This window comes from Dactylosporangium cerinum (assembly GCF_042653625.1).
Taxonomy (GTDB): Bacteria; Actinomycetota; Actinomycetes; order Mycobacteriales; family Micromonosporaceae; genus Dactylosporangium; species Dactylosporangium cerinum.
On record NZ_JBHSIU010000004.1, the window covers coordinates 471419 to 487297 of the forward strand.

At 69.9% G+C, this 15879-nt stretch carries 14 protein-coding genes; 7 read left to right on the forward strand and 7 right to left on the reverse strand.

The window, feature by feature from the left end:
* The first annotated feature begins 38 nt into the window (after nucleotides 1–38).
* Nucleotides 39–1055, forward strand: a complete 1017-nt coding sequence (locus ACFPIJ_RS03145; protein WP_380113020.1) for an endonuclease/exonuclease/phosphatase family protein — start codon at nucleotides 39–41, stop codon at nucleotides 1053–1055.
* A gap of 135 nt (nucleotides 1056–1190) precedes the next feature.
* Nucleotides 1191–1682: a hypothetical protein gene (locus ACFPIJ_RS03150; RefSeq protein WP_380113021.1), complete on the forward strand. Its 492-nt coding sequence runs from the start codon at nucleotides 1191–1193 to the stop codon at nucleotides 1680–1682.
* Nucleotides 1683–1723: 41 nt separating this feature from the next.
* On the opposite strand, the gene cimA is transcribed toward ACFPIJ_RS03150, so the two are convergent.
* Nucleotides 1724–3337 (reverse strand): citramalate synthase, encoded by a 1614-nt coding sequence (gene cimA, locus ACFPIJ_RS03155; protein WP_380113022.1) that lies wholly within the window; start codon nucleotides 3335–3337, stop codon nucleotides 1724–1726.
* A 366-nt stretch (nucleotides 3338–3703) separates the two neighbouring features.
* Here cimA and ahpD point away from each other — a divergent pair, with 366 nt between their 5' ends.
* Both ahpD and ACFPIJ_RS03165 read left to right on the forward strand, forming a co-directional pair.
* Nucleotides 3704–4234: an alkylhydroperoxidase, AhpD family gene (ahpD, locus tag ACFPIJ_RS03160; protein WP_380113023.1), complete on the forward strand. Its 531-nt coding sequence runs from the start codon at nucleotides 3704–3706 to the stop codon at nucleotides 4232–4234.
* A gap of 285 nt (nucleotides 4235–4519) precedes the next feature.
* The gene (locus ACFPIJ_RS03165) at nucleotides 4520–4807 is read left to right on the forward strand and encodes a hypothetical protein (RefSeq protein WP_380113024.1); all 288 of its coding nucleotides are present in this window, start codon (nucleotides 4520–4522) and stop codon (nucleotides 4805–4807) included.
* Nucleotides 4808–5262: 455 nt separating this feature from the next.
* On the opposite strand, the gene ACFPIJ_RS03170 is transcribed toward ACFPIJ_RS03165, so the two are convergent.
* The 3 genes from ACFPIJ_RS03170 to serA form a co-directional block, all read right to left on the reverse strand.
* Nucleotides 5263–6360, reverse strand: a complete 1098-nt coding sequence (locus ACFPIJ_RS03170) for a branched-chain amino acid aminotransferase (protein ID WP_380113025.1) — start codon at nucleotides 6358–6360, stop codon at nucleotides 5263–5265.
* Nucleotides 6361–6420: 60 nt separating this feature from the next.
* The gene (locus ACFPIJ_RS03175; protein ID WP_380113026.1) at nucleotides 6421–7449 is read right to left on the reverse strand and encodes a 3-isopropylmalate dehydrogenase; all 1029 of its coding nucleotides are present in this window, start codon (nucleotides 7447–7449) and stop codon (nucleotides 6421–6423) included.
* Between the two features lie 154 nt (nucleotides 7450–7603).
* The gene (gene serA / locus ACFPIJ_RS03180; protein ID WP_380113027.1) at nucleotides 7604–9214 is read right to left on the reverse strand and encodes a phosphoglycerate dehydrogenase; all 1611 of its coding nucleotides are present in this window, start codon (nucleotides 9212–9214) and stop codon (nucleotides 7604–7606) included.
* A gap of 286 nt (nucleotides 9215–9500) precedes the next feature.
* Between serA and ACFPIJ_RS03185 the strand changes: the two genes are divergently transcribed.
* Together ACFPIJ_RS03185 and ACFPIJ_RS03190 are read left to right on the forward strand one after the other, a co-directional pair.
* On the forward strand, nucleotides 9501–9791 hold the full coding sequence (locus ACFPIJ_RS03185; protein ID WP_380113028.1) for a hypothetical protein: 291 nt from the start codon (nucleotides 9501–9503) through the stop codon (nucleotides 9789–9791).
* 123 nt (nucleotides 9792–9914) lie between these two features.
* Nucleotides 9915–10289, forward strand: coding sequence for a TipAS antibiotic-recognition domain-containing protein (locus tag ACFPIJ_RS03190; RefSeq protein WP_203846312.1), 375 nt, complete (start codon nucleotides 9915–9917; stop codon nucleotides 10287–10289).
* Nucleotides 10290–10329: 40 nt separating this feature from the next.
* Here ACFPIJ_RS03190 and ilvC read toward each other — a convergent pair whose 3' ends face one another.
* The 3 genes from ilvC to ACFPIJ_RS03205 are packed head-to-tail and all read right to left on the reverse strand — an operon-like array spanning nucleotide 10330 to nucleotide 13750.
* Entirely contained in the window at nucleotides 10330–11343 is a 1014-nt protein-coding gene (gene ilvC / locus ACFPIJ_RS03195; RefSeq protein ID WP_380113029.1) for a ketol-acid reductoisomerase, read from the reverse strand.
* A 24-nt stretch (nucleotides 11344–11367) separates the two neighbouring features.
* Nucleotides 11368–11886, reverse strand: coding sequence for an acetolactate synthase small subunit (ilvN, locus tag ACFPIJ_RS03200; protein WP_203846314.1), 519 nt, complete (start codon nucleotides 11884–11886; stop codon nucleotides 11368–11370).
* Nucleotide 11887: 1 nt separating this feature from the next.
* Nucleotides 11888–13750 (reverse strand): acetolactate synthase large subunit, encoded by a 1863-nt coding sequence (locus tag ACFPIJ_RS03205; RefSeq protein ID WP_380113030.1) that lies wholly within the window; start codon nucleotides 13748–13750, stop codon nucleotides 11888–11890.
* A 226-nt stretch (nucleotides 13751–13976) separates the two neighbouring features.
* On the opposite strand from ACFPIJ_RS03205, the gene ilvD reads away from it, so the two are divergent.
* Complete coding sequence (ilvD, locus tag ACFPIJ_RS03210) at nucleotides 13977–15821, forward strand: dihydroxy-acid dehydratase (protein WP_380113031.1); 1845 nt, start codon at nucleotides 13977–13979, stop codon at nucleotides 15819–15821.
* Nucleotides 15822–15879: the final 58 nt, after the last annotated feature.

Here is a 15879-nt window from a genome sequence, read left to right on the forward strand (position 1 = left end):
GGCGGGGTCGGCTGGCGCCGCTCCCCTACCCTGGCGGGATGGTCAGCACCGAGGAAACCCTGCCGCTCGCGCCGTCTGCCGCGACGCCCGGGCGGCGCCGGTGGCTGACCGTCCTGCTGTGGCTGCTCATCGTGCCGTTCGCGATGTGGGCGGCGGCGCGGGTGTTCGGCCTGGAGAGCGGCTTTCCGACCGTCCAGCTGATCGCCTTCACGCCGTACGTCGCGCTGGTCTCCCTGGCGCCGCTGGTGCTCGCGGTGCTGACGAAACGGATCTGGCCGGCGGTCGCGGCGGCGGTGGTGACCGTCGCGTTCGCCGCGTGCGTCCTGCCGCGCTGGATCTCCGACCCCGACGCCGGGGTACCGGCCGGGCCGACGCTGCGGGTGATGAGCGTCAACATGCTCATGGGCCGCGCCGACCCCGACCGGATCGTGGACCTCGTGCGCTCCGGCGCCGTCGACCTGCTCGCGGTGCAGGAGTACACCGACGAGGGCCGGACCGCCCTGCGCCGGGCCGGGCTCGACGAGACGCTGCCCAACGTGGTGGCGTACCCGCGTCCCGGGGTGAGCGGATCGGCCGTCTACAGCCGGTTCCCGCTCACCGACCAGGGCTACCGGCGGTTCCCCTCCGACTTCGGTCAGGCGCGGGCCGCGGTACGGGTCCCGGGTGCCCTGGACGTGAACGTCGAGTCGGTGCACCCGTGTGCCCCGTCGGACCGGGGGCGCGACTCCTGCTGGGTCGCGGATCTCGCGGCCCAGCCGGCGGCGACCCCGGACGGAGCGGTCAGTCTGCTCATCGGCGACTTCAACGCGACCCTCGACCACGAGGCGTTCCGCCAGGTGCTCGCCAAGGGCTACCACGACGCCGCGGACGTCGCCGGCGCCGGGCTCGACACGTCGTGGCCCTACGACGATCGGTGGTTCATCCCAGGCGTGACGCTCGACCACGTGCTGACCGATGAGCGCGTCGGCGTGCGCAACGTCGTGGTCCACCGCATCGCGGGGACAGACCACAAGGCCGTGTTCGCGGAGTTGGTGCTCCCGAAGGCCGACGGCTGACCTGTCCGATCATGCCGAATACCGACCGAAAGATCACTCACGCGTACCTCCGCCTGTACGCGGTTCGTTGGCCGGGAGTACCTTCACGTACGGATCGGGCGGAACGCCCCGACAGAACCACGTTGGAGCAGATGGGTGACACGAACCTTCCGCGGCATCGCGCTCGCCGTCATCGCGCCGGTTGTGCTCGCAGGCGTCCTGGCCGGGTGCTCGGACAAGAAGGACGACGCCGGCGAGTCACCGTCCGCTGACCGGCCGACGGTCGAGGTGACCGCGCAACCGCAGGACACGCAGACCGCGCAGGTCACGGCGGAGCAGGTGTTCGACAACCTGTCCGACGGCGACTGGGCCGGGGCCTGGGAGCTCTGGACCGACACCGCGCAGTCCGCCATCGCCAAGGACGCCTACGTCGACCTGGTCTCGACCTGCACCGCGTTGCAGGGCGACTACGTCGTGACGGGGGTGACACCGGTCGACGACTCGACCGCGACCGTCAAGTGGACCCGGACGCCGGCCAGCGGCAGCGCGGCGAGCGGCGCCAACACCATCAAGTACCAGAAGGGCCAGTGGAGGTTCGAGCCGGACGCGACGTCGCTGGCCGCCTTCCGGCAGAACAAGTGCCCGTAGCGTGAACGGTGGGGCCTCGCGGCCCCACCGTTCAGCGTCGGCTACACCCGGACCTGGCGGGACAGGCCGTAGCTGAGCGCGTCGACGAGCGCGGTCCAGCTCGCCTCCACCACGTTCTCGTGGACGCCGACCGTGGTCCAGTCCTCCCCCGTCGACCGGGTCTCCACCAGCACGCGCGTGACGGCACCCGTGCCGTGGCTGCCTTCGAGGATGCGGACCTTGTAGTCGGCCAGCTCGAAGCGCGACAGCTCCGGGTAGTGCTTCGTCAACGCCACCCGCAGCGCCTCGTCGAGCGCGTTGACCGGGCCGTTGCCCTCCGCCGTGGCGATGATCCGTTCGCCCTTGACCCGGACCTTGACCGTCGCCTCGGACACCACCGCGCCGTCCTCCCGGTGCTCGACGAGGACGCGGTACGACTCGAGCGTGAACGGCTTCGGCAGCGCGCCGTCCTGCTGCTCGGCCCTCAGCTCGGCGCGGGCGAGCAGCTCGAACGACGCGTCGGCGGCCTCGAACGACCAGCCCCGCGCCTCCAGTTCCTTGACCCGGGTGGTGACCCGCGACAGCGCCTCCGGATGGCCGGCCAGGTCGACACCGAGCTCGCGTGCCTTGAGCTCGATGCTGGCCCGGCCGGCCATCTCGGTGACCAGGATCCGCATGTCATTGCCCACGACGACAGGGTCGATGTGGTTGTAGAGCACGGGATCCACTTTGATCGCGCTCGCGTGCAGGCCCGCCTTGTGAGCGAACGCTGACGACCCGACATAGGCCTGGTGGGTGTCGGGTGCGATGTTGGCGATCTCTGCGATGGCGTGCGAGACGCGCACCATCTGCTCGATGCACCCGTCCGGTAGGACCGGCATACCGAGCTTCAGCTGGAGGTTCGCGACGACGGCGAAGAGGTCGGCGTTGCCGGGCCGCTCGCCGTAACCGTTCGCGGTGCACTGGAAGTGCGGGACGCCCGCCTCGACGGCGGCGACCGTGTTGGCCACCGCGCAGGAGGTGTCGTTCTGGCAGTGGATGCCGAGCCGGGCCACGGCCTCGTCCTCGGTGACGCCGAGCACGACCGCGAGTCTGCCCTTGACCTCGCCGATCGTCCTGGTGATCAGGGACGGCAGCATGCCGCCGTTGGTGTCGCACATGACGGCCTTCTCCGCGCCGGCGGCGAGCGCGGTCGCGGCGACCTTCGCGGTGTAGTCCGGGTCGAACGCGTATCCGTCGAAGAAGTGCTCCAGGTCCAGGAACACCCGTCGACCCTCGGACACCAGGTAGGCCACGGTGTCGTGGACCATCGCCAGGTTCTCCTCGGCCGTGGTGCGCAGCGCCCGCTCCACGTGCCGCAGGTCCGACTTGGCGACCAGGGTCACGGCCGGGGTCTCCGCGTCGAGCAGCGCCCGGACCTGCTGGTCGTCCTGCACGCGCACGCCGGCCTTGCGGGTCGCGCCGAACGCGACGAACACCGCGTGTTTCAGGTCCAGCTCGGTGCGCGCCCTTCGGAAGAACTCGGTGTCCTTCGGCATCGCACCCGGCCAGCCGCCCTCGATGAAGCCGACGCCGAACTCGTCGAGCAGCCGGGCCACCGCCAGCTTGTCGACGACTGAGTAGCTGATCGCCTCTCGCTGGGCCCCGTCGCGCAGCGTGGTGTCGTACACCTGCATGGTCTTCTCCTGGCTTTGGGATTTTTGTGGCTTCTGACTGCTTCCGGCCGGCGGGCCTGGGCCAACAAAAAGACCCCTCGCGAATGCGAGAGGTCTGCGCGGCCAGCTAGGGGATGCTGGTCGCGCTAGGGGCCAATAATGAGCCGAGTCACGTTGGGTAGCTTGCCATGCCCGTGTCGCCTGTGGCATGTGATTCCGAATTCTGAGAAACCGGGTGATCTGCTTCACGATTCACCCTGTTCGTCACGTACCTGTAACGCACGTCCGTCAAGGTTGGAACCAGTCAGGCGAAAGCAACCAGGAGGTCCCCGTGCTCACCGTTGGTGAGATCCATTCACCGCTCCGGCTGGGCGGGTCTTCGGTCTGATGTCGATCGAGGCACTGAAGGCCGCGCTGCCGTCGTATGCAAAGGACGTCGAGCTCAACCTCGACGCCGCGCTCGCCGGCACGTTGCTCACCGAGCAGCAGCTGTGGGGCACCGCGCTCTCCTGCGCGATGACCACACGCAGCGCCTTCGTGTTCCGTTCGATCCTCACCGAGGCCGGGAATCACCTGAAGCCCGAAGCTGTTGAAGCAGCCAAGGCGGTTGCCTCCCGCATGGCGATCCACAACGTTTATTTCCGCGCCAAGCACCTCATCGGTGACGAGGCGTACAACCACCTGCCGGCGCGGCTGCGCCGCCAGGTGACCACCTGGCCCGGCGTCGGCACCGTCGACGTCGAGCTGTGGTCCACAGCAGTATCCGCGATCACCGGGTGCGGGGTGTGCCTGGAATCGCACGAAAGATCACTTCGTGGTGCAGGGGTGTCCCGCGAAGTGGTCGACGAGGGTCTACGCGTCGCCGCGGTAGTTCACGCGTTGGCCGTGACCCTCGATGCAGAGGCAGCTTCCGTCTAGGAGCTTTCCTCTTGTACGGGTGTCGGAGTGGCGGCTCCGGCACCCGTACGCATCTCTCCCGCCTTTTCGGATGATTCCATTTGTCTGTTCGGGTGGGGTTTCGCCTGGTTCATCGGGCGTTCTCGCTGCTCAGACGGGTGACAGCCGGTGCCGGTGTCGCTCGGTCGTGCAAGTTGCGCACAGCGTGTCTGCGCGAGGGTGGGATCGGCGGTTACCGTTTCCGGCAGCAGCCGTCGAGCGCGGGCCGCGGCGGGTGGGACTCGGGATCCTGGGGGCAAACGGACGATGATCGACGACGGTGTTCCGCCCGGATCCGACGCCGACGCGGGGGGTGAGCCGCCGCTGGAGCCACCGTTCGGCTGCGCTGATCCGATGCTGTGGCGGGTCGCCCGCGCCCTGCACGACGCGCACAAGCCCCGCACCGACAACTTCTGCGAGTGCAAGGCGTTCTGGCCGTGCCCGGACGCGCAGCTTGCCGAGGAAGCCTTGCTACTGGCGTATGAACGCCCGACCCCGCGCGGCGTCCGCCCCAGCTACGGCCGCACCTCGAACCTCGGCCGCTGGTCCGCCTGACGCCCTGGGGCCCTGACGCCCTGGGGCGCTGACGCCCTGGGGCGCTGACGCCCTGGGGCCCTGACGCCCTGGGGCGCTCGCGCCCTTCGATCAATCGCACCCGCCAGGGCCGAGGCCGCCGCCGGATTCCCGCCCGCCGCACGCCTGCCTCCGCGATCAAAGGACAGCCCTGGCCGTTGGAACGACCCGGGTCAGTCAGCCGTGATCCCGACCGCTTCTGGAAGCGGCGCACGACGAGCCATGACGAACGGTGCGAACCAGCGCCGCAGTACTTGTCGCGGCCGGCCACGGCCGTGGGCTTGTCGCGGCCGGCCACGGCCGTGGGCTTGTCGCGGCCGGCAGGTCGCGGCTGCGCAACTGTCCGCGGACCTGGCAGGGAGGCCGTTCACGGCCGACCGGTGGCTGACGGGAGCAACGGACCGCGCCCCCGGCGGACCGGAGCCCGCAACGACGATCTACAGGACGCGGTGGACCCAGCCGTGCGGGTCGGGGGACGTGCCCCGCTGGATGCCGACGAGGCGCTCGCGGAGGTCCATGGTGACCTTGCCGGCGGTGCCGTCGCCGATGGTGAACTCGCCGGAGCGGTCGCGGACCACGCCGATCGGGGTGATCACCGCGGCGGTGCCGCAGGCGAAGGCCTCGCGGAGCCGGCCGCTGCGGGCGTCGGCCTGCCACTGCTCGTAGGAATACAGCTCCTCGCGGACCGTGAGGCCCTGGTCGGCGGCGAGGCGCAGGACCGACTCGCGGGTGATGCCGGGCAGGATCGTGCCGGTCAGCGGCGGGGTGAGCAGGGTGCCGTCGTCGAAGGCGAAGAACACGTTCATGCCGCCGAGCTCGTCGACGTAGCGCTGCTCGACGGCGTCGAGGAAGACGACCTGGTCGCAGCCGTGCTCGATGGCCTCGGCCTGGGCGACGAGGCTGGCGGCGTAGTTGCCGCCGCACTTCGCGGCGCCGGTGCCGCCGGGGGCGGCGCGGGTGTAGTCGCGGGAGACCCAGACGCTGACCGGTTTGACGCCGCCCTTGAAGTAGCTGCCGACCGGGGAGGCGATGATCAGGAAGAGGTACTCCGAGGAGGGTTTGACGCCGAGGAAGACCTCGCTGGCGTACTGGAACGGGCGCAGGTAGAGGCTGCCCTCGGGGTCGGACGGGACCCAGTCGCGGTCGATCCGGATGAGCTCGCTGAGCGCGTCGAGGAACAGCTGCTCCGGCACCGGTGCCATGGCCATGCGGGCCGCGGACTGCCGGAAGCGGGCGGCGTTGGCGTCGGGGCGGAACAGGGTGACGCCACCGTCGGCCGCGCGGTAGGCCTTCAGGCCCTCGAAGATCTCCTGGGCGTAGTGCAGGACGGCGGTCGCCGGGTCCATCGGGATCGGCGCGCGGGCCTCGACGCGGGCGTCATACCAGCCCTTGCCCTCGGCGTAGCGGACGGTGACCATGTGGTCGGTGAAGATCCGTCCGAAGCCGGGGTTGGCGAGCTGCGCGGACCGCTCCGCGGCGCTGACCGGGGCCGGATTGGGCCGGACCTCGAAGTCGAGCGTTTCACCGCCGTTCATGGCGTGCCTCCAGTTGCGGGTCGTGTCTGCAACTTACCCCGAACGGTCGTTCAAGCGCACTCAGGCGACGGCTTCGGCGAGCCGGTCGCCGATCGCCTCCGTCGACAGCGCCGAGCCCGGCGTGCGGGCGGCTACCTCGGCGCCCACGGCGGAGGTGACCTTCGCCGCCGCCTCGGGGTGGCCGAGGTGGTCCAGCAGCAGCGCGGTGGACAGCACCGCGGCGGACGGGTCGGCGATGCCCTTGCCGGCGATGTCCGGGGCCGAGCCGTGCACCGGCTCGAACATGGACGGGAAGGCCCGCTCGGGGTTGATCGAGCCGCTGGCCGCCAGGCCGATGCCGCCGGTGACCGCGGCCGCGATGTCGGTGAGGATGTCGCCGAAGAGGTTGTCGGTGACCACGACGTCGTAGCGCTGCGGGTTGCTCACGAGGAACATGGCCGCGGCGTCGACGTGCTGGTATTCGGTCTCGATGTCCGGGAACTCGGCCTTGACCGCGTTGAACGTGCGGGCCCACAGGCCACCGGCGTGGGTGAGCACGTTGGTCTTGTGGACCAGGGTCACCTTGCGCCGCTCGCGCTTCGCGGCCCGGGCGAACGCGTCGCGGATGACCCGCTCGACGCCGTGGCGGGTGTTGAGGCTCTCCTCGGTCGCGACCTCGGCGGGCGTGCCGGGGTGCAGGTTGCCGCCGGCGCCGACGTAGAGACCCTCGGTGCCCTCGCGGACGACGACGAGGTCGATCTCGCCCGGCTTGACGCCGGCGAGGGGGCTGGTCGTGCCGGGCCACAGCCGCGACGGGCGGAGGTTCACGTACTGGTCGAAGTCGAACCGCAGCTTCAGCAGCAGGCCCCGCTCGAGCACGCCCGGCGGGACGCTCGGGTCACCGACGGCGCCGAGCAGGATCGCGTCGTGGCCGCGCAGCTCCTCGAGCACGCTGTCGGGCAGCACCTCGCCGGTGCGGTGGTAGCGGGCGGCGCCCAGGTCGTAGTCGGTCGTCTCGACGTCCGGAAGGATGACCCGCAGCACCTTGAGTGCCTGGGCCACCACTTCGGTCCCGATACCGTCCCCGGCCACGACCGCGATCTTCGCCACCACTGTGCCCCTTTCGTCGGACCAGCCCACGGTACGCGCTCGTCCTACTGAGTGGACGCTCATCCCAGTCACTGGAAAGGCCGAGTTCCACGCTCTGGAAATAAGACGGGGGCAGGGAGAGCCGCCACTCTCCCCGCCCCCTAGGAGGAACGTCTTACTCGCCCGACAGGTCGACCGTGCTCGCCGCGGTGGCGCCGATGGCCTGCTGGGCCTCGTTGAGCAGGTCCGCATGCACGGACGTGTCGACGGTCAGCGTCATCAGCGCCTCGCCGCCGGCTTCCCGCCGGGCGACCTGCATCGCCGCGATGTTGACCCCCGCAGTGCCCAGTATCGACCCCACCAGTCCGACCACGCCGGGGCGGTCGGCATATCGGAAGAACAGCAGCACGCCGTCCGCGGCGAGCTCGAGGCTGAAGCCGTCGATCTCCGTCAGCTTCAGGGCCTCTCGCGGTCCCGCGACATACGTGCCGGACACGGAGGCTACCCTGCCGTCGGGCAGCGCACCGCGCACGGTCACCAGGTTGGTCTGATCGGCCGATTCGGTGAACACCGCGAGGGCGACCTCGACCCCCCGATCGGCCGCCAGATGCGGTGCGTTCACATAGGTGACCTGCTCTGCAACGACGCTGCTGAACAGGCCTTTCGTCGCGGCGAGCTTGAGCACGGACACATCGTGGGTGGCGACCTCGCCGTGCACCTCGACCGTGACGGCCGAGGCGATGCCGCCCGCGACGGCGGTGAAGACCCGGCCGAGCTTCTCGGCCAGGGGCAGCAGCGGCCGCACCTCCTCGGCGACGACGCCACCGACCTGGACGTTGACCGCGTCCGGGACGAACTCGCCGTCGAGGGCCAGCTTCACGCTGCGGGCGACGGCCAGGCCGGCCTTGTCCTGCGCCTCGACCGTCGACGCGCCCAGGTGCGGGGTCGCGACCACGTTGTCGAACGCGAACAGCGGCGATGCGACGCACGGCTCCTTGCTGAACACGTCGATGCCGGCGCCGGCGACCCGCCCGTCGGCGATCGCGTCGGCGAGGGCCTGCTCGTCGACGAGACCGCCCCGGGCCGCGTTGATGATCCGCACGCCCGGCTTGACGATGCCCAGCTCGCGGGCGCCGATCAGGCCGACGGTCTCGGGGGTCTTCGGCAGGTGGATCGAGATGAAGTCGCTCTCGCGCAGCAGCTCGTCCAGGCCCAGCAGGCGCACGCCGAGCGCGGCCGCCCTGGCCGGTTGGATGTAGGGGTCGTATGCGACGAGCCGGACCCCGAACGCCGCCATCCGCTGTGCGAACAGCACCCCGATGCGGCCCAGACCGACCACGCCGATGACCTTGCCGGACAGCTCGACGCCGGTGTACTTGGACCGCTTCCACTCCCCCGCCTTCAACGCGGCCGAGGCCGCGGCGGTGTTGCGGGCGACGGCGAGCAGCAGCGCGACGGCCTGCTCGGCGGCGGAGACGATGTTGGACGTCGGTGCGTTGACGACCATGACGCCGCGAGCGGTCGCGGCGGAGACGTCGACGTTGTCGAGGCCGACGCCGGCACGGGCGACGACCTTCAGCCGGGGCGCGGCCGCGACCGCTTCGGCGTCGACCTGGGTGGCGCTGCGCACGATGATCGCGCTGGCGTCGGCAAGCGATTCGAGCAGTGCCGGACGATCCGTGCCGTCGATGTGGCGGACCTCGTAGTCGTCGGCGAGAACTTCCAGGGCGGAAGGAGCGAGCTCCTCGGCGATCAGCACCACCGGGCGGTCAGGAGGGAGGGTCATACGGTCCTCGGCTCTCGGGCTTCGGCTGGCGTCGATGCGCGGCGCGCGGCACTGCACGCCAGGCGCAGGTCGGCGACGGGGCCGGGCGGACGGCCTCTTCCGCCGATGGTAGGCCCGCCGCCGCGACCGCCCGTCCCCGCTCGGACGTGAGCGCGATCACAGCAGCCCGTTCGAGTGACCGGCTGTCAGACACCCGACCTGGCCCTTTCTGAACCCTTGGGGCCCGCCCGTCCGTGTCGGCTGGCATCACCACGCCCCTCCCACCGACGGCATAGGAGACACCACGATGAGCGAGTACTACGACGGCGGCGCCGACCACGCGACCTACGAGGGTCACGACGCCTACCAGGGCGAGGAGCACGGCGACCAGTACGCGGACGTCCAGGCGCAGGTGCACCACGTGATCGAGCTGATCGGCGAGAAGATCGACGGCATCGAGCACAACATCGACGAGGCGTACGACCAGCCGGCGCAGCACGACGCCTACGCCTCGGACGAGTACAAGGCCGACAGCTATCAGGCCGATGACCACAAGGCTGATGAGTACAAGGGCTACTCGCCCTACGCACGCTCCTGATCGCAGCGGTCAGGGAACCGGGACGGCCCCGGCGTGGAGCTCCACGCCGGGGCCGTCTTGACTCTCCCGTGGCTGGAGACCGGAGGCTGGTTCCACCGAAGCAGGAACGACTGAGGAGGAGCCATGGAGAACCCGTATGCGGCCGAGGCCGAGCAGCGGTGGGGGCAGACCGAGGCGTACCGGCAGTCCGCCGAGCGGACCGCGAAGTACACGCCGCGCGACTGGGAACGCATCAAGGCGGAGGCGGCCGAGAACACGGCGGCGTTCACGCGGGCGTTCGTCGACGGCGAGCCGGCCCAGGGTGAGCGGGCGATGGACCTCGCCGAGGCGCACCGGGAGCACATCAGCCGGTGGTTCTACGACTGCTCGAGCGAGATCCACCGCGGCCTCGGCGACATGTACGTCGACGACCCGCGGTTCACCGCGAACTACGACACGGACCACCCGGGCCTGGCGCAGTTCATCCGGGACGCGATCCACGCGAACGCGGCCCGATAAGCAAAAGGGGGGCTCCGTGGAGCCCCCCTTCCGCGAAAAGTCAGGCCGTCTCGGTGATGGGCCGGTCGACCCAGCTCATCATCGAGCGCAGCTTCTGGCCGGTCTCCTCGATCGGGTGCGCGGCACCCTGCTCGCGGAGCTTAGTGAAGTTGGGGCGGCCGGCGTCGTCCTCGGCGATCCACTCGCGGGCGAACTCGCCGGACTGGATCTCGGCGAGGATCCGCTTCATCTCCTCCTTGGTCCGGGCGTCGACGACGCGCGGGCCACGGGAGTAGTCGCCGTACTCGGCCGTGTCGGACACGCTGTAGCGCATCCGGGCGATGCCGCCCTCGTACATGAGATCCACGATGAGCTTGAGCTCGTGGAGGCACTCGAAGTAGGCGATCTCCGGGGCGTAGCCCGCCTCGGTGAGCACCTCGAAGCCGGTCTGCACGAGCGCGGAGGCGCCGCCGCAGAGGACCGCCTGCTCGCCGAACAGGTCGGTCTCGGTCTCTTCCTTGAACGTGGTCTTGATCACGCCGGCGCGGGTGCCGCCGATGCCCGCGGCGTACGCGAGGGCGAGGGCGAACGCGTTACCGGTCGCGTCCTGCTCGACCGCGACCAGACACGGCACGCCCTTGCCGTCCACGAACTGGCGGCGGACCAGGTGGCCCGGGCCCTTCGGGGCGACCATGGCGACGTCGACGTCGGCCGGGGGCGTGATGAACCCGTACCGGATGTTGAGGCCGTGACCGAAGAACAGCGCCTTGCCGGCGGTGAGGTGCGGCTCGACCGACTCGGTGTAGAGGCTGCGCTGCGCGGTGTCGGGCGCCAGGATCATGATGACGTCCGCCTCGGCGGAGGCCTCGGCCGGCGAGAGGACCCGCAGGCCCTGCTCCTCGGCCTTCGCGCGGCTCTTGGAACCCTCCGGCAGGCCGACGCGGACGTCGACACCGGAGTCACGCAGGGACAGCGCGTGGGCGTGGCCCTGGCTGCCGTAACCGAGGACCGCAACCTTGCGGCCCTGGATCAACGACAGGTCGGCGTCGTCGTCGTAGAACACCTCGGCGGACATTGTCTTTCCTTTCGGGTTTTTAAGTCAGGACGCGGCGCGAAGCGCCGGGCCCGTGGTGATGGAGCGGGAGCCACGGCCGATGGCCACGACGCCGGACTGGACCATTTCCTTGATACCGAACGGCTCCAGGTCCCGGAGCAACGCGTCCAGTTTTTCCGACGTTCCGGTGGCCTCGATCGTGAGGGCGTCCGGCGAGACGTCGACCACGCGGGCCCGGAACAGGTTCACCGTCTCCAGGACCTGCGAGCGGACCGGCCGCTCGGCGCGCACCTTCACCAGCAGCAGCTCACGCTGGACGCTGGCGGTGCTGTCGAGCTCGACGATCTTCAGCACCTGCACCAGCTTGTTGAGCTGCTTGGTGACCTGTTCGAGCGGGCTGTCCTCGGCGTTGACCACGATCGTCATCCGGGAGACCTCGGGGTGCTCGGTCTCACCGACCGCGAGGGAGTCGATGTTGAAGCCACGGCGGGCGAACAGGCCGGCGACCCTCGCGAGGATGCCCGGCTTGTTCTCCACCAGGACTGACAGGGTGTGGGTGGTCATCTCAGACGTCGTCCTTATCGAACTTGGGCGCGACCCCGCGGGCGAACATGATCTCGTCGTTGCTGGTGCCGGCGGCGACCATCGGCCACACCATGGCGTCCTTGCCGACCACGAAGTCGATGACGACGGGCTGGTCGGTGACCTTCATGGCGGCCTCGATCGTGGCGTCGACGTCCTGCTTGGTCTCGCACCGCAGGCCGACGCAGCCCAGCGCGTCGGCGAGCTTCACGAAGTCCGGGATGCGGTGCTTGTGGGTGCCCAGCTCGGTGTTGGAGTACCGCTGGTCGTAGAACAGCGTCTGCCACTGCCGGACCATGCCGAGGTTGCCGTTGTTGATGACGGCGACCTTGATCGGGATGCCCTCCAGCGCGCAGGTGGCGAGCTCCTGGTTGGTCATCTGGAAGCAGCCGTCGCCGTCGATCGCCCAGACCACCTTGTCGGGCCGGCCGACCTTGGCGCCCATCGCGGCCGGGACCGCGTAGCCCATGGTGCCGAGACCGCCGGAGTTGAGCCAGGTGGCAGGGTGCTCGTACTGGACGAACTGCGCCGCCCACATCTGGTGCTGGCCGACCCCAGCGGTGTAGATCGCGTCGGGACCGACGAGTTTGCCGATGCGCTCGATCACGTACTGGGGCGCCAGGGTGCCGTCGGACGGCTCCTCGTAGCCGAGGGGGTACCGGCCGCGGATGTCGTCGAGGGTGGCCCACCAGTCGGTGATCGAGGCCTTGTGGCCGGCCGCGTACTCGGTGGTGACGGCGCCGATCAGCTCCTCGATGACGTGCTTGGCGTCGCCGACGATCGGCACGTCCGCGACCCTGTTCTTGCCGATCTCGGCCGGGTCGATGTCGGCGTGGATGATCTGGGCGTTCGGCGCGAACGTGCTCAGATCGCCGGTGACCCGGTCGTCGAAGCGGGCGCCGAGGGTGATCAGCAGGTCCGACTTCTGCAGCGCGTAGACGGCACCGACCGTGCCGTGCATGCCGGGCATGCCCATGTGCTGCGGGTGCGAGTCGGGGAACGCGCCGCGGGCCATCAGCGTCGTGACGACGGGCGCGCCGGTCAGCTCGGCCAGCTTGCGCAGCACCTCGGAGGCCTGGGCCTTGATGACGCCGCCGCCGACGTACAGCACGGGGCGCTTCGAGGCGGCGATGAGGCGGGCCGCCTCACGGATCTGCTTGCCGTGCGGGTGCAGCGTCGGGTGGTAGCCGGGCAGGTCCAGCGTCGGCGGCCACTTGAACGTCGTCTGCTTCTGCAGCACGTCCTTGGGGATGTCGACGAGGACCGGGCCGGGCCGGCCGGTCGAGGCGAGGTGGAACGCCTCGGCGAGGACCCGCGGCAGCTCCTCACCCGACTTCACCAGGTAGTTGTGCTTGGTGATCGGCAGCGTGATGCCGGCGATGTCGGCTTCCTGGAACGCGTCGGTGCCGATCGAGGCCGACGCGACCTGACCGGTGATCGCGACCATGGCGACGGAGTCCATGTACGCGTCGGCGATCGGCGTGACCAGGTTGGTCGCACCCGGCCCCGACGTGGCCATGCAGACGCCGACCTTGCCGGTGGCCTGCGCGTAGCCGGTGGCGGCGTGGCCGGCCCCCTGCTCGTGGCGGACCAGGATGTGCCGGACGCGCTCGGAGTCGAACAGCGGGTCGTACGCGGGCAGGATCGCGCCGCCGGGGATGCCGAAGACGACGTCCGCGCCGAGCTCCTCGAGCGAACGCACCAGCACCTGGGCACCGGTCAGAAGCTCCGGCTTCTTGTCTACGGCCTTCTCCGACTTGTCGGTCTTGTCGGCCGGCGTCGACCCCGTCGCGGGTGCGGTCGGGTGCGCTCGGTGGGCGAGGACTTCAGGCGTGGGTCTCGTCATCGCATTTCGCACTTTCGCTCGAAGGTGTCCAGGTCACGGTTCAGACTCGCTCGGACATGAAAAAACCCCTCCGTGCGATGCACGAGGGGCTAGCGCGCTGACGGCAGGCGTCGGCGCGCTAGATGATAAGTACTCGCAGCGACCTCGACGACATGTGCCCACTCTCGCGCATCTCACGCCCCGAGTCAACCGGTCCCACGATCTGGAACGTGTCAGACTCACAAGTATGCCCGAGCTGCGGTCCAAAACCTCCACTTCTGGTCGCAACATGGCCGGCGCACGCGCCCTCTGGCGCGCCACCGGCATGACCGACGCAGATTTCGGTAAGCCAATCGTCGCCATCGCCAACAGTTTCACGCAGTTCGTGCCGGGCCATGTCCACCTGCGCAACCTCGGGATCATCGTCGCCGACGCGGTCGCCGAGGCCGGTGGGGTCGCCAAGGAGTTCAACACCATCGCCGTCGACGACGGCATCGCGATGGGGCACGGCGGGATGCTGTACTCGCTGCCCAGCCGCGAGCTCATCGCCGACGCCGTCGAGTACATGGTGCAGGCGCACTGCGCCGACGCCCTCGTGTGCATCTCCAACTGCGACAAGATCACGCCCGGCATGCTGCTCGCTGCCCTCCGCCTCAACATCCCCACCGTCTTCGTCTCCGGCGGCCCTATGGAAGCCGGCAAGACCATCGCGATCGAGGGCGTCGTGCACGCCAAGCTCGACCTCATCGACGCGATGATCGCCTCCGCCAACGAGGCCGTCACCGACGAGCAGCTCGGCGAGATCGAGCGCTCCGCCTGCCCGACCTGCGGCTCGTGCTCCGGCATGTTCACCGCCAACTCGATGAACTGCCTCACCGAGGCGATCGGCCTGGCCCTGCCCGGCAACGGCTCCACCCTCGCCACGCACAGCGCCCGCAAGGCCCTGTTCGAGCGGGCCGGCTCGCTGATCGTCGAGCTGTGCAAGCAGTACTACGAGGGTGATGACGCCTCGGTGCTGCCGCGCGCGATCGCCACCCGGGAGGCGTTCGAGAACGCGGTCGCCCTCGACGTGGCCATGGGCGGCTCGACCAACACCGTCCTGCACCTGCTGGCCGCCGCCCGCGAGGCCGAGGTCGAGTTCAGCGTCTCCGACATCGACGGTATCTCCCGCAAGGTGCCGTGCCTGTCGAAGGTCGCGCCGAACAGCCCGAAGTACCACATGGAGGACGTCCACCGGGCCGGCGGCATCCCCGCGATCCTGGGCGAGCTCAACCGCGCGGGTCTCCTGAACACCGGCGTGCGCAGCGTGCATTCTCCGGATCTGTCCAGCTGGCTCGCGTCCTGGGACATCCGCTCGGGTGCTGCCAGCGAGACGGCGCTCGAGCTGTTCCACGCCGCGCCGGGCGGGGTCCGCACCGTGGAGCCGTTCTCCACGTCCAACCGCTGGGCGACCCTGGACACCGACGCGGCCGAGGGCTGCATCCGTTCCAAGGAGCACGCGTACACGGCCGACGGCGGCCTGGCGATCCTCTTCGGCAACATCGCCCCCGACGGCTGCGTCGTGAAGACCGCCGGCGTGCCGGACGAGAACCTCGTCTTCCACGGCACGGCCCGGGTCTTCGAGTCGCAGGAGTCCGCCGTCGACGGCATCCTCGCCAAGCAGGTCGTCGCCGGTGACGTGGTGGTCATCCGGTACGAAGGACCGAAGGGCGGGCCGGGCATGCAGGAGATGCTCTACCCGACGTCGTTCCTGAAGGGCCGTGGCCTCGGCCGGGCCTGCGCGCTCATCACCGACGGCCGGTTCTCCGGCGGCACCTCCGGCCTGTCCATCGGACACATCTCCCCGGAGGCGGCCGGCGGCGGGCTGATCGCCCTCGTCGAGGACGGCGACCGGATCGAGATCGACATCCCGCACCGCTCGATCGACCTCGTGGTCGACGAGGACGTGCTGACCGCGCGCCGCGTCGCCCAGGAGAAGCGCGAGCGGCCGTACACGCCGCTGGACCGCACCCGGCCGGTCTCGGCCGCGCTGCGTGCGTACGCCTCGATGGCCACCGCGGCCAGCGACGGCGCCTACCGCAAGGTGCCGTGATGTATCACCCGGGCCACTTCAACCGAAGTGGCCCGGGTTTTCCATGAGCTGGTGGGCT

What these genes read in the sequence shown, in the direction of transcription:
- ACFPIJ_RS03145 (WP_380113020.1), top strand. Translation starts at nt 39, where the DNA reads ATGGTCAGCACCGAGGAAACCCTGCCGCTCGCGCCGTCTGCCGCGACG.
- cimA (WP_380113022.1), bottom strand. Translation starts at nt 3,337, where the DNA reads ATGCAGGTGTACGACACCACGCTGCGCGACGGGGCCCAGCGAGAGGCG.
- ahpD (WP_380113023.1), top strand. Translation starts at nt 3,704, where the DNA reads ATGTCGATCGAGGCACTGAAGGCCGCGCTGCCGTCGTATGCAAAGGAC.
- ACFPIJ_RS03165 (WP_380113024.1), top strand. Translation starts at nt 4,520, where the DNA reads ATGATCGACGACGGTGTTCCGCCCGGATCCGACGCCGACGCGGGGGGT.
- ACFPIJ_RS03170 (WP_380113025.1), bottom strand. Translation starts at nt 6,360, where the DNA reads ATGAACGGCGGTGAAACGCTCGACTTCGAGGTCCGGCCCAATCCGGCC.
- serA (WP_380113027.1), bottom strand. Translation starts at nt 9,214, where the DNA reads ATGACCCTCCCTCCTGACCGCCCGGTGGTGCTGATCGCCGAGGAGCTC.
- ACFPIJ_RS03185 (WP_380113028.1), top strand. Translation starts at nt 9,501, where the DNA reads ATGAGCGAGTACTACGACGGCGGCGCCGACCACGCGACCTACGAGGGT.
- ACFPIJ_RS03190 (WP_203846312.1), top strand. Translation starts at nt 9,915, where the DNA reads ATGGAGAACCCGTATGCGGCCGAGGCCGAGCAGCGGTGGGGGCAGACC.
- ilvC (WP_380113029.1), bottom strand. Translation starts at nt 11,343, where the DNA reads ATGTCCGCCGAGGTGTTCTACGACGACGACGCCGACCTGTCGTTGATC.
- ilvN (WP_203846314.1), bottom strand. Translation starts at nt 11,886, where the DNA reads ATGACCACCCACACCCTGTCAGTCCTGGTGGAGAACAAGCCGGGCATC.
- ACFPIJ_RS03205 (WP_380113030.1), bottom strand. Translation starts at nt 13,750, where the DNA reads ATGACGAGACCCACGCCTGAAGTCCTCGCCCACCGAGCGCACCCGACC.
- ilvD (WP_380113031.1), top strand. Translation starts at nt 13,977, where the DNA reads ATGCCCGAGCTGCGGTCCAAAACCTCCACTTCTGGTCGCAACATGGCC.